The organism is Candidatus Poribacteria bacterium (assembly GCA_026706025.1).
Taxonomy (GTDB): domain Bacteria; phylum Poribacteria; class WGA-4E; order WGA-4E; family WGA-3G; genus WGA-3G.
In genome coordinates this window covers 1-13,919 of the sequence record JAPOZO010000059.1, presented here as the reverse complement: position 1 = coordinate 13,919, position 13,919 = coordinate 1, and the positions used below count along the sequence as shown (strand labels likewise).

Below are 13,919 nucleotides of genomic sequence, written 5' to 3'. Positions count from 1 at the left end.
CCTTTTCCTACTCCACTGGCGAGGTTAGGAAACCGCGCCTACTGACAACTGAAAACCGACAACTGATAACTATTAATACCCTTTTTCCTTGTCTACGACGTTGGTCAAAGGTTCACCGTTCACATATTTGTGCATATTCTCAATAAACATCTCCATGGCGCGTTTCGCGATATTCTGTGAGGCACCCGCAGTATGGGACGTTAAGATCACATTCGGGAGCGTCCATAGCGGATTATCGGGTGGACACGGCTCCGTGTAAGTAACATCCAATCCCGCACCCGCTACTCTTCCGCTTTCCAGCGCGGCAATCAATGCCTCTTCGTCAACCACCTTACCGCGACTGACATTGATGAAGTAACATCCCTCTGGCAAGGCATCGAATTCTGGATGGGATAACAACTTGTGAGTCTCTGGTGTGATTGGGCAGCAGACCGTTAAGACATCGCAGCGGGACAAAAACTCCGGCAGCCAGTCCAACTGTCCCAATTCATCTACGGTCTCCGGCTTTTCCATCGGTTCTGGATCAACGGCAATCACGTTGAAATCAAACGCTTTAGCGCGTTGGGCGACTGCCCTACCGATACCGCCGAGTCCGAGCACCCCCATCGTCATTCCTGATACTTCGACGCACGGCAGCCACTTCCATTCCTTCTCTCGCATCAAATCGAGTTGCGTGTTGATGCCTCGTGTCAGTGCAAGCAGCAGCGCGAACGCGTGTTCAGCAAGTTGCGGTCCGTACAATCTTCTACTGTTCACCAAAGTGATAGGACTTTCCTTAAAGGCAGGATACATTGAGCCTTCCACACCTACGAAAGGTTGCATCACCCACTGAAGGGATTTCGCAGAAGGAAGTGCCGCCTCTGGCACCGTTCCGTAAAGAATTTCGACATCTGAAAGGTGATCGCTGAGAGATTCACCTTCCGGCAAAAAATTTATTTCCATCTCCGGTGGGGCATCTTGCAGCATATCCGCAACTTCTTGGCTGATCCCACTCGCAATCAGCACCTTGATTTTAGCCATTGATAGTCTCCTTCGCTGTAAAAATTACTGTGATAGTCGTTCACATAAGCCGAAGTTTATCACATATCGCGGAGACTGTCAATATTCTATGCCAAAGATATTCAATTATTAGTAGCAAACCGCACCTACCGACTTAATAACTGATTGCTAACTACTGGCAACTAACAACTAAATACTTCCGTTGCCCTTCCTTTTCTATTGACAGAAAAACAAATCTACGCTAAAATCGCAAGCAGACTCTACAAAAGGCAATAGGAGGCTCTGCATACATAAACCGATGCGAACAATTAAAGCACGGCTTGGAAACTTATATCTTTTTACGTTGCTCACTTATTTCACGATCTATGTGTTGGCGGGTAAAGTTTTTCCTGCAGACACAGATCACGAACCCGCTGAAACTTCTACACACCGAGAGATTAAAGCGATCCGCACGGAAACCCCACCGAAAATTGATGGAAAATTAGATGACGCATGCTGGCAAAATAGCGCGAAAACCGGTGGACTCATTCAATTTGAACCACAGCGCGGCGAGCCAGCGACTCAGCCAACGACTATCTACCTCGCTTACGACGCGAATAAACTCTATGTGGCGTTTGAATGTTTCAAGACCGATATGCACAACCTCGCAGCAAATCAGACGCGCCGAGATTCCTTCTTCTTCTCTGATGACCATGTTGAAGTTTTAATCGATACTTTTCTTGACGGTAGGAATTGCTATGCGTTCGCTTTAAACGCGCTTGGCACACAAACTGATCGACGCTTGATTAACGAAGGCGCGAATAGGCGGACCGGTTCGTCGATGATTGGCACCGCCATCTCATGGGATTGCGATTGGCAAGGTCAGGCAGCAAAAGGGACAGACAGATGGACAGCCGAATTCGCTATTCCATTTGCGGAACTCCGATTCTCAAAAGCCAGCGAAACTGCAACTTGGGGCATTAACTTTTGGCGAAATGATGAAGCGCCTGCCGAGGAACAGACATGGGCGGATTTGGGAGAGCGACAGTACGCTGTCTCAAAATTCGGGCATCTAACGAACCTTCAAATCGCAGACTTGGTTACCAAACGACCGGTGAAATTCAAACCGTATGGCACACTAAAGCCACAAATACTGCAATCAAGAGATGGCGAAACGACAACCGCTCTGAAACCCGACGCGGGACTTGATCTCCGGTATCCGATCAAAGATTTCACAATCGATCTGACGTTAAACCCAGATTTCGCACAAATCGAGGCGGACCCCGACCTTGTGAATCTCAGCGACATCCCGCTCCGTTTTCCTGAGAAGCGTCCGTTTTTCCTTGAAGGAAACGAACTTTTTCAAATGCCGATGGATCTGTTCTATAGCCGACGGGTTGAAGATTTAATCGGTGGCGGGAAGATCATCGGAAAGTTCAGTAAGTACAACCTCGCCTTTATGGGTGCCGTCGCGGGCCCAGAGAACCCAGATAAAGAGATAAAAGAAGGCGAGTTACCGCTTGCTAACTACAACTACTCTGTTTTGCGATTGCAACGAGAGATCGGGAAAACGTCATCTGTTGGATTTTTAGGCGTGAATAAACAACGCGGCAGCACTTATGACCGCGCCGGTGGCGTAGATGCGCGCGTCCAACTGCCAGCAGACCTGAATCTCAATCTCGAATACGCAACGGAATGGAAAGCAGGCGGTCTCAAAATGGCAGAGCGTACTGTGGACGATCTAATTTTTCTCCAACTCGCGCGTCGGACAAATGTATTCTCGTTAGATGCGGTTTATGCAGACATTGGGGAACACTTTAATCCCGAAACGGGTTTCGTGCCGCGCGTAGACAGACGCGGTCTTGTTATTAGGAGTCGCTATAACAAGCAATACAAAGGTGCACTCGAAAGGCTCCGTGGTGAGGCTGAATACGAACGGCTTGCGAACCATGCAGGTGAACTCACAAACCACAGGGCACGTTTTAGTGGACTCCTCGGTGTGAGTAATTTTTTCGTTCTCCTTGGACCAGAGTGGTACTATCACGTTAACGATGACAATCAACCCTTCACAGACAGAACAGTTCGATTCTTCGCCGGATGGTTTCCACCCAAATATGTCCAGATCCGAAATACTGGTAGCTTTGGCATCCGCGATAATAAAGACACTTTCTTTATCCGCCCAGAAATCACGATTCGTCCGACCGCCAAACTTAGTTTTGAGTTTATTCTACAAAGACTCCACGAAAGAGAGCCAGAGGCGACGCAGTGGCATCTTTCGGAATGGACCCGCCGTTTCATTGTGAACTATCAATTTGCGCAGCGGATGTATGCCCGGGCGAGTGCAGAATTCACGTTAGAGAGAGAACGTAGAGTCTTCGCTCTTTTCGCGTATGAGTATCGTCCCGAAAGCAATTTCTTTATTGTCTATAACGACAACCGAGATGTAGAAGGAGACACCGAGCGGATAGTATTTATCAAAATCGCCCACCTATTGAAAACCGATCTTTTTTAGTTGTCAGTCATCAGTTCCTTGACAGATGCCAATGCCGTGGTGTAAAATTAAAGTGACTTGATATAAAGAAATGGAGGATATTCCCACGGAAAACCTTTTGAAACGCCATCAACATTGGCTACTTGCGATACTTTCAGCACTCCTGCTGTTTCTTAGTTTCCCGAATGTAAACCTCTATCCGTTCGCTTGGATCGCGATGGTGCCGTTTTTCATTGCACTCGCGCAGACAACCAACTGGAAATCCGCTTTCTGGGTCGGCTACTTAACGGGCTTCCTGTTCTTCGCAGGTTTGCTCCTTGCTATTGCCCTGCTCTATCCATACGCAAACATCTTCGCTACGATCGCTGGTTATCTGCTCCTCGTCGGCTATACGGGCCTCTATTTTGCTGTTTTCGCTGCCCTCATGAAGTTTGTACCGGTGCGTTCAGGTATACTATTCCCTCTTGCCGCTGCGTGCATCTGGACAGCATTGGAATGGGTCCGAAGTTGGCTGATAACAGGATTCCCGTGGGGGAGTATTGGCTACTCACAATGGAACAACCTGTTCAGCATACAGGCTGCCTCTATTGTCGGTGTACACGGCATTAGTTTTGTTATAGTGTTTTTTAATGCTGGCATCGCTACCCTTCTTTGCAACCGCCAGCAGTGGCGACAAGAAATTCGTGCCGTAGTCCTACCGGTGGTTCTGATGTTTCTCTGCTTTGGTTATGGGGCCTTCCAACTTCAAGACGCTGAACCTTTAGACCGTGAGACAAATAGCACAGTATCGGCAGACACCGAAACCTTAAACGTCGCACTCATCCCCGGTAATATCTCGCAGTTACGGAAGTGGGATGTGAATCAATTCCCAGCGATTTTGCAGAGTTACATCAACTTGACATATAAAGCGAGCAGGGCTGCACCCGACTTAATTGTATGGCCCGAAACATCAATTCGAAGCCGAGCGTTGACTGGTGAATGGCCGAGATCCTACGGCAGGTTTTCCCGAATGCTCCGTGAAATATCTATGCCTATAATCGTTGGTACAGCGAACAGAGGAAAAACAGACGCAGCAATCGGCAAATTTTCCAAAGACATTGACAAAAGAAGTGAACCGATATATAACCGCGTCCTTTCGATAGCCTCAGATGGAAAAATACAGGGAGACTATGCGAAGATGCACCTCGTGCCGTTTGGCGAGTACGTACCACTGAAAAACCTTCTCCCCGATTTTATCCCCGATTTTATTCAGTTTGAACCCTTTGCTCATGGAAAAACAGTAAACCTTTTACCCGTGTTTATCGTTAAAGATAGAACGGAAACAGTCAAACGGACAGACGGTCTGTTTCGGGACGCAAAAGTGTTTGTCGTTAAAGATAAGGCAGACACCGAGAAAATAGAGATCGGCGCTTCAATCTGCTTTGAATCGGTGTTTCCAGACGAATTTCGTAGACCTGTCCAAAAAGGTGCCAGAGTGATGGGAATCTTCACCAACGATGCTTGGTTCAAGGGTACCGCTTTCCCCGAACTGCATCTGTCGATGGCACCTTTCCGCGCGATTGAGAACCGGATAGCGGTCTTCCGTTGCGCAAATGGCGGATTCTCGGGCATTGTGGACAAGTTCGGTAGGATCAGGATGCCTCTGGTTGCACCGAACGCCACGCAAGAAGTCCTTATCGCACCCGTACCGCTGCTTTCATCTACGGAACGTGAGCAGACACTTTATACCCGCTACGGCGATTGGTTTCCGATCCTTTGCACACTCATCTGTGTCGGCTGGTTCGGCAGTCGCCCCGTAATACGCCGATGGCGTAAACATTCTTAACTACTCATGAGGTAATATATGCTTATAGATTTAAAAAACCAGGCTGAAGAAATGCAGACGCGTCTCTTAGAACTCAGAGGTTATCTTTGACCTATCTGCAAAACGAAAAGAATTAGCAGAACTTGAGGAGATAACTATCGCTCCAGACTTTTGGAGCAATACACAACGCGTTCAAAAAATCAATCAACGTATCGCAGTCCTCCGAGATGAAATTAGTAAATACGAGGAACTGAATCTCAAGATTCAAGACATCCAGACGCTCATTGAACTCGCAATTGAAGAGAACGATGAAAGTTTACAGACGGAAGTTGGAGATGGGTTGGAGAGTGTCGCCAGTCGTCTTGAACAGATGGAACTCCAGTTAATGTTGAATGGTGAATTTGATGAGAATAACGCTATTCTCAGTATCCATTCTGGCGCAGGGGGCGTTGACGCACAAGATTGGGCAGGGATGTTGATGCGCATGTACCTCCGTTGGTGCGACACACGCGGCTATCAAACGCAGATTGTTGACATCACTGTCGGAGATGAAGCCGGTATCAAAGGAACGACGATTCTTGTTACAGGACCTTCCGCTTACGGGTACCTCCAAGCTGAAACGGGGGTGCATAGGCTCGTCCGTCTGTCTCCTTACGATTTTAACAAGCGACGGCATACCTCTTTTGCCGCCGTTGACGTTACCCCTGAAATCGACGATACTGTGGAAGTAGACATTCAAGCAGAAGACCTACGCATAGATACCTATCGAGCCAGCGGGGCTGGTGGACAACATGTCAATGTCACAGACTCAGCAATTCGTATTACACATAAACCGACAGGGATTATTGTTCAGTGTCAGAACGAGCGTTCGCAGCACAAGAACCGAGAAATCGCGATGAAACTCCTCCGCTCACGCCTTCATGAAAAATATCGGGCTGAACGGGAAGCAGAACTATCGAGACAGCGGAGTGAACGTTTGGACATCGATTTCGGTAGTCAAATCCGGTCGTATGTGATGCACCCTTACCAACGCGTCAAGGATGTACGGACGAATGTTGAAACTGGGAACGTTAGTGCTGTGTTGGATGGCGCGTTGGACGTGTTCATTGAGAGTTATCTTAAGATGAAGGCACAAGAAAAATAAAACCAACCAATTACTGACGGCTGACGGAAACCTATCACTCATACTCTGGCAACTGATAACTGACAACTGATAACTATTCCCCTGATTTTGGGTTGCTTTATGAAGAAAACTAAAGTATAATTATTAAAAAATAAAATAGGACCTTGAAAAGGAGGAGCAATTCGTGGAAGAGACAAAGGATTTAATTCAGCAACGTCGTGACAAGTTGGACGAAATACGCCGATTTGGTGTAGAACCGTATCCGCACAAATACGAACCTACACATACGACATCCGCAATTCACCGAGATTTTGCCGAAATCCAAGAGGCGCCCGACCAAACGCATACCGTTCGCGTCGCAGGTAGAATCATGACCAAACGCGATCACGGCAAAAGCAGCTTCGCGCATCTACAAGATGGCGAAGGTAAAATTCAGATTTACGTCCGGCGCGACAAAGTCGGTGCCGAACCCTATAAAATCTATCGACGCTTTGATAGCGGTGATATTGTCGGGGCTGCAGGAACAGTTTTCCGAACACGAACCGGTGAATTGACTGTTCTCGTTGATTCCATAGAACTCCTCTCCAAATCTATTCGACCGCTCCCGGAAAAATGGCACGGGTTACAAGATAAACAGACACGCTATAGACAACGATACGCCGACCTCATCATGAATCCTGAGGTCAAGGACGTTTTTCTTAAAAGAACACAAATTGTTCAAGCGATTCGCGATATGCTCAACGCTCAAGATTTTATTGAAGTTGAGACACCCGTCCTTCAACCAATTTATGGCGGCGCAAACGCTCGACCGTTCACAACATATCACAACACTTTGGAACAGTCGCTTTATCTGCGAATCGCAAATGAACTCTACCTCAAACGCCTGATCGTCGGTGGATTTGAACGGGTTTATGAATTCTCACGCGACTTCCGAAACGAAGGCATGGATAGAGACCATAACCCTGAATTTACAATGCTTGAACTCTATCAGGCCTATGCTGACTATATCCAGATAATGGAACTCACGGAAACCCTCATCGCTGATACCGCAAAAACTATTCATGGGACAACGATAATCCCTTATCAGGAGTATGAACTCGATCTCACGCCTCCTTGGCGGCGGATGAGCATGGTCAATGCCGTTAGAGAACACAGCGGTATAGATCCGCTGCCATTGTCAGCGGATCAGTTGTACAAGGCAGCGGTTGACGCTGGCGTTGACTTAGCAGGTGATGAGACGAAGGGGCAAATTATCGCTGAACTCTTTGATAAATTTGCGGAATCAAAACTTATTCAGCCGACATTTATAACGGATCATCCGATTGAGGTTTCACCCTTCGCCAAGAAGAAGCCTGACAACCCAGAGTTCGTTGAACGTTTTGAATTCTTTATCTGTGGCATGGAGGTCGGAAACGCTTTTAGTGAACTCAATGATCCGATTGACCAACGCCAACGTTTTCTGGAGCAGGCAAGCAGTTTAGAGGCTGGCGATGATGAAGCATTCATGGTAGACGAAGATTATCTACGCGCCTTGGAATACGGGATGCCGCCAACAGGTGGACTCGGTATCGGTATTGACCGCTTGACGATGCTGCTAACGAACCAGTACTCCATCCGGGACGTAATCCTGTTTCCACAGATGCGCCCGGAAAATTAAGATGAAAACCGCGCCGACACTTCACACAGAACGGTTGATACTCCGTTCATTTACGCTTGAAGATGCCGCCGATGTACAACGCCTTATTGATGACCCAGATATGGCATCGACCACTGATGAGATAGAACATCCGTATGAAGAAGGTATGGCGGAGGAGTGGGTCCAGTGGTGCCACGAATGCTTTGAAGACGGCGGACGCACTAATTTTGCTGTCACACTTAAGACAGATGGCACTTTGATTGGCAAAATTAGTTTAAACTTTCGGATTCACTTACCTTACAAGGATGCAGAACTTGGCTATTGGATAGGGAAATCCTATTGGAACTGTGGGTACTGCACTGAGGCAGCAAAAGCAGTCCTCGCTTATGGGTTTCGCGAACACGACATTGAATATATTTACGCTAACTACTTTAAACGAAATCCCGCTTCTGGACGAGTGATGCAAAAGATCGGAATGCATTATGTTGAGTATATTCCGAAAGATCCGAAAAGACACTATTTTGAGGACACAATCCGGTACGAAATTCTAAAAGATGAGTTCACAGAAAAATGAGAACCGCGCCGCCCCTTCTTACGGAAAGATTATTACTTCGCTCATTCACACTTGAGGACGCGCAAGATGTACAACACCTCGCAGGTGAACGTGATATCGCTTTAATGGTCTACCGCATTCCACACCCTTATGAAGAGGGTATGGCGGAAGAATGGATTCGCGCCTGTGCTGACGCGTACAAAAGAGACGAAGCAATAAATTTCGCAATTACGCTGAGAACAGACAGACACTTAATCGGGACTATAGGACTTGAACTCGAGCAAGAAAACGAGAGAGCTGAGCTCGGTTATTGGATAGGGAAACCTTACTGGAGTCATGGGTATGCGACTGAAGCAGCACGCGCTGTTGTTGCTTACAGTTTTGAAGTATTGAAGTTGAATCGGATCTATGCTTATTACTTCACGCGAAATCCTGCCTCTGGACGGGTGCTGGAAAAAGTCGGAATGCGCTATGAAGGGTGCCGCCGACAACATACAAAGAAATGGAATAACTTTGAGGATTCAAGGGGATACGGGATGCTAAAAACGGACTATGATTCACTAACACCTATCTCGTCTGACAAGAAAAGAGAATCAATAGGACTTACGCATTCCGCCTTAAAGTCCCCCTGATAAGGGGGATTTAGGGGGTTATCTTCTTGCAAGTGTTCATTTATTTTCAAATTTTACTATAAAGCCGTACGTATCCCGAACCAGGTCGGAATTAATCAGAAACCATCGTGGAACGATGCCCAGGGACCCATAGTTAAAAACATGAAATTTGAATGGTTTGTCGCCTCACGCTATTTGCGTTCTCGGCGAAAACAGTCGTTTATCTCTATTATTAGTATTATTTCAATCGGTGGGGTCGCACTTGGTGTCGCAACAGTAATCCTCGTCATTGCTGTATTAGATGGTGTTGAGCATGGACTCAAGGACAGGTTTCTATCAAACGAGGCACACGTCGTCTTGAGTCTAATTGATCAGAGTTTTTTCACAGACTATCAAAAACGCATTGAAAGGATTGAGGGACTTGATGATGTGGTCGCCGCCTCCCCTGCTATTTGGACACAAACAGGCGTTTTCCGAGAACGTACGGATACTATTCAAGATGTAATTATCATCAAAGGCATTGACCCAGCGCAGGAAGACAAGGTCACTGGTTTCTCAACGTATGTTGATGGCTCAACGGACTTCCTAAACTCGGAGCGTATTGAAAAAGCTCGGTTTATCAGAGGCGAAACGATTACCGGCGGCATCATTCTTGGGGGGCGTTTGGCAGCCCGGCTCGGCATTATCAAAGGCGATGTCCTGCGGTTACTCGTTACGCTGCAACGGCATCCAGTAAATGAGGCAATGCTTGTCCCCGACTTGGCGAACTTTGTTGTCATCGGGTTTTATGAATCCGAAATGGAGTTTTACGATAACAATCTTGGGCTTATTCACATCAATTCTGCCCAAAAATTGTATGATGCAGAGAACCGAGCGAATACCATTTTCGTCCGATTGGCCGATGCTGAATTGGCACCCCGGATGGCGACGCGCATCGAAGATGTTGCTGGATTTACTGTCTTAGAGGGGATGCCCAACGCAATCACATGGATGGAGAGGCAAGCACCGCTCTTCTCGGCACTGCGATTAGAAAAAATAGCAACTATCATCATTGAAGCTCTTATTATCATCGTCGCCTCCTTTAATATCGCAAGCACACTCATCATGACGGTGATGGAAAAAACAAAAGATGTCGGAACACTCAGGACACTCGGCTCCTCACGCGGCAACATTATGCGAATCTTCATGATTCAGGGGAGCGTTATTGGGATACTCGGAACAATGCTTGGCACCGCTTTAGGACTTTCGCTCTGTTGGCTTCTCAGTTCCAATACCGCGAGACCGGCTTACTGGTATGCCTTTGTGCTTGCTGTGCCAATTCTTTTACAAGTTTTCATAGCCTCACAGCGTGTGTTGCGAAACAAGGGGGCATGGAAGTTTGCAGTCGGGGTCTTATGGTTGATCGGAATAGGTTTCGCACTCTATTGTACAGTCACACCAATTTCGCTCGTGGATCTTGGACTTAGCCAAATCTACCAGATGCATCAACTGCCGATAAAGGTAAATTGGCTATTTGTTATTTTCATCAATGTGTTGTCATTCATTATTTGCTGGTTTGCAACGCTCTATCCGGCGTGGCAAGCGGCGAATCTGAAGCCGGTTGAAGCTTTGCAACATGAATAATCAAAAAGAGGAAGTCTGTGCCGAATACTGCAGAAGCACTCATCCGTATTGTAGATTTACACAAATCTTATTATGATGGCGAGGTGGAACTTCCAGTACTTCAAGGTATTGATTTTGAAGTAAATATGTCAGAGTTGCTTGCAGTCGTCGGGGCATCAGGTGTTGGGAAAAGCACACTGCTTCATATTATCGGAACACTCGACCGCCCGACTGCAGGGCGCGTCTTATACGATGAACAGGACATTTTTACCTGGCACGATACCGAACTCGCACGGTTTCGGAACAAGGAAATCGGGTTTGTGTTTCAATTTCATCACCTGCTACCGGAATTTACAGCACTTGAAAATGTCGCAATGGGGGCTTTAATCACAACACCAAACGATAAAGCAGTTTATGAGCAAGCAGCATCTCTGCTTGACTACGTTGGACTCTCAGAAAGGCTCTCGCACTACCCAAGCCAGTTGTCCGGGGGCGAGCGGCAGCGGGTCGCTATCGCACGTGCCTTAATTAATAAACCCAAAGTGGTGCTCGCTGATGAGCCAACTGGGAACCTTGACCGGCGAAGTAGCGAAGCCGTACTTGAACTCCTATGGGATTTGAACTCGAAATCTGGACAAACCTTTGTTATCGTAACCCACAATCAAGAACTTGCTCAGAAAGTGGATAGGGTGGTTCAACTTGTTGACGGGAAGGTTGCTTAACTATAGGGATCCTGGATACCGCGCCATTACACTTCGCGCTGATTTTCCGTGAATCCCAACCGTATTAAGAATCTAAACGGTTTTTTCTTTCTTATTAAAACTGCTTGACGCTATAATATCAGCCGAGGATGACCGGAAACCTGCCCGAAATGTAATGGAGGGGTGTTTTTGCTTGGGGATTTCTGCGTATTGCTTGGGTGTTTCTTAAGACCAGGAGGCCATAATTAAAAAATGTTGATTTATATCGATGGAGAATTTTTACCAAAAGCGGAGGCAAAAGTCTCAGTATTTGACCACGGTTTGCTTTATGGAGATGGAGTGTTTGAAGGCATCCGTTCCTATAACGGTCGGGTCTTTAAACTCGACGAACACCTCGAACGGCTTTACGATTCTGCAAAGTCCATTATGTTAGAGATTCCGATCTCCATTGAAACGATGAAGGAAACCGTTCTGGAGACACTCCGCCGAAATCACCTCAGAGAAGCCTATATTCGATTGGTTATAACTCGCGGTGTCGGGGATCTCGGACTGGACCCAGCTAAATGTCCGAAGCCAAGTATAATAATTATTGCAGATAAAATCGCCTTATATCCACAAAAATTCTACGAAGATGGATTGGAGATCGTAACCGCCTCTGTCCGACGCAATTATGCGGAAGCCATTAATCCGCGCATTAAATCCTTGAACTATCTAAATAACATTTTAGCAAAGATTGAAGGAAAACAGGCAGGAGCGGAAGAGGTTTTGATGCTCAACGCAGAAGGCTATGTCGTTGAATGCAGCGGGGACAACATCTTCTGGATAAAGAACGGAACGCTTGTCACGCCCCCAGTACATATGGGCATTTTGGAGGGCGTTACCCGCAACAGTGTCATAGACATCGCACGTGAAGCCGGGATACGCCTCGAAGAGCGCGTCTTCACACGACACGACCTCTATATTGCTGATGAATGCTTTTTGACCGGCACCGCTGCCGAGGTTATTCCCGTTGTGAAAATAGACCAGCGCGCTGTTGGGGACGGACAACCCGGAAAGATAACACAGAGACTGATCTCTGCATTCCGGCAGTATGCGAATAGCTCCGGCACTCCGATCTATACCACAGAGTAGATACCGCACCTATAGGATGCGGGAAAACCCGCGATACACAGGAGGACATTTCACTATGAATGCAATAAAAAACATCCTGATTCTGATCAGTCTAATCGTCGGGCTTACGGTAACCGCTGCTGTCGCAGAAGAACAGACGGACGTAGTGTTTGGACCTGAAGTGCCAACCGCAGAAAAACAGATAGATACCAGTGATGATTCCGAGGCAGCCTCAACTACCGAGGTTGACGATGAAAACACCTCAGATACCACTAAACCCGTTGTTGACCCGATGTTTCTTGTCAGGAAAATTTCTTTTCAAGGTGTAGAGACTGTCTCTGAAGATATGCTGCGTACGCTCATTCAAACACAGGTCGAAGATGAGGTCTCACCAGAGTTTCTCACGCAGGACCTGAAAAGCCTTTTTAAAGACACAGGGTTCTTTGCCGATGTTCAAATAGATACACGACCTTTTGAAGGGGGCGGGCTTGAAATCATATATAAGGTCGTTGAGAGTCCTAAAATTTCTGGCATCAACTTTATCGGAAACGAGAATTTGGACACCGGTAAGTTAAAGAACGAGATAACCCTCCGTTCTGATGAGATTTACAGCGACCGGCGCCGATGGGAGAGCGAGCGAGCACTCCAAAAACTGTACCATGAAAAAGGATATTATCTCGTCGGTATCCAGACGCATCTTGATCAGAGCAGTAATGACGATGAGGCGGAGGCGAATACTGTTCAAGTCACCTTTGAGATAAATGAAGGACCGAGAGTCCGAATTGAGGAGATCAATTTTATCGGAAATCATCTCGTTTCCGCGAATACACTACGAAAGAAAATCAAAACACGCACAGGGAAACCTTTTGACCAGATTTTGTTTGAGGAAGAAGATCTGTCCTTAAACCTCCGCAACTACTATCAGGACCGAGGCTTTGCACAGGTGAAAGTACTCGGCTACGAAAAACGTTTCACAGAAGACAAAACCGGTATGATGCTTGACATCACTGTTGACGAAGGTCCCGAATTTATCATCGGAACCTATACGCTTGAAGTACAAGCCGGTGCTAAAAACCTCTTTTCTGAAAAAAAGATACGAGGGATGCTTGACCCCGCTGAAGGCGAGGTGTTCAACCGCGGTAATTTCGATGAATCTATCTCCAAATTACAGCAGGCATATCTCGACAAAGGCTACTTGCTCTCAGAAGTTGTACCGACACCGTTTTTCAATGAGGCAGATGGCGTGGTTGATATTACCTTGAAAATCAACGAAGGTGATGTCATAATTATCGGTAAGGTGATTATCACTG

11 protein-coding genes are annotated in these 13,919 nt (G+C 46.9%); 10 read left to right on the top strand and 1 reads right to left on the bottom strand.

From position 1 onward, the window contains the following. Nucleotides 1-72 precede the first annotated feature (72 nt). Nucleotides 73-1,020 carry a D-2-hydroxyacid dehydrogenase gene (locus OXH00_13775; GenBank protein ID MCY3742079.1) on the bottom strand — a complete coding sequence of 316 codons (948 nt, stop codon included), beginning with the start codon at nt 1,018-1,020 and terminating at the stop codon, nt 73-75. Between the two features lie 277 nt (nt 1,021-1,297). On the opposite strand from OXH00_13775, the gene OXH00_13770 reads away from it, so the two are divergent. The 10 genes from OXH00_13770 to OXH00_13725 all read left to right on the top strand — a co-directional run. Beyond that, entirely contained in the window at nt 1,298-3,490 is a 2,193-nt protein-coding gene (locus OXH00_13770) for a DUF5916 domain-containing protein (protein ID MCY3742078.1), read from the top strand. Nucleotides 3,491-3,587: 97 nt separating this feature from the next. Continuing rightward, complete coding sequence (gene lnt, locus OXH00_13765) at nt 3,588-5,294, top strand: apolipoprotein N-acyltransferase (protein ID MCY3742077.1); 1,707 nt, start codon at nt 3,588-3,590, stop codon at nt 5,292-5,294. Between the two features lie 18 nt (nt 5,295-5,312). Beyond that, nucleotides 5,313-6,417 (top strand): peptide chain release factor 2 gene (gene prfB / locus OXH00_13760; protein MCY3742076.1). Its coding sequence is split into 2 segments (ribosomal slippage): nt 5,313-5,372 and nt 5,374-6,417, totalling 1,104 coding nucleotides; the frame shifts between segments, so codons are not numbered across the junction. 163 nt (nt 6,418-6,580) lie between these two features. Beyond that, entirely contained in the window at nt 6,581-8,053 is a 1,473-nt protein-coding gene (gene lysS, locus OXH00_13755) for a lysine--tRNA ligase (GenBank protein MCY3742075.1), read from the top strand. A 1-nt stretch (nt 8,054) separates the two neighbouring features. Next, entirely contained in the window at nt 8,055-8,606 is a 552-nt protein-coding gene (locus OXH00_13750; protein ID MCY3742074.1) for a GNAT family N-acetyltransferase, read from the top strand. Beyond that, nucleotides 8,603-9,217, top strand: coding sequence for a GNAT family N-acetyltransferase (locus tag OXH00_13745; protein ID MCY3742073.1), 615 nt, complete (start codon nt 8,603-8,605; stop codon nt 9,215-9,217). Before OXH00_13750 ends, OXH00_13745 begins: the two co-directional genes overlap by 4 nt. A gap of 141 nt (nt 9,218-9,358) precedes the next feature. Continuing rightward, nucleotides 9,359-10,819, top strand: a complete 1,461-nt coding sequence (locus OXH00_13740; protein MCY3742072.1) for an ABC transporter permease — start codon at nt 9,359-9,361, stop codon at nt 10,817-10,819. Between the two features lie 17 nt (nt 10,820-10,836). After that, nucleotides 10,837-11,520, top strand: coding sequence for an ABC transporter ATP-binding protein (locus OXH00_13735; GenBank protein ID MCY3742071.1), 684 nt, complete (start codon nt 10,837-10,839; stop codon nt 11,518-11,520). Nucleotides 11,521-11,751: 231 nt separating this feature from the next. Next, a complete protein-coding gene (gene ilvE, locus OXH00_13730; protein MCY3742070.1) occupies nt 11,752-12,630 on the top strand; it encodes a branched-chain-amino-acid transaminase in 879 nt (292 codons plus the stop codon). Nucleotides 12,631-12,685: 55 nt separating this feature from the next. Beyond that, nucleotides 12,686-13,919: hypothetical protein (locus tag OXH00_13725; GenBank protein MCY3742069.1), on the top strand; the 1,234-nt coding region annotated here is incomplete at its 3' end.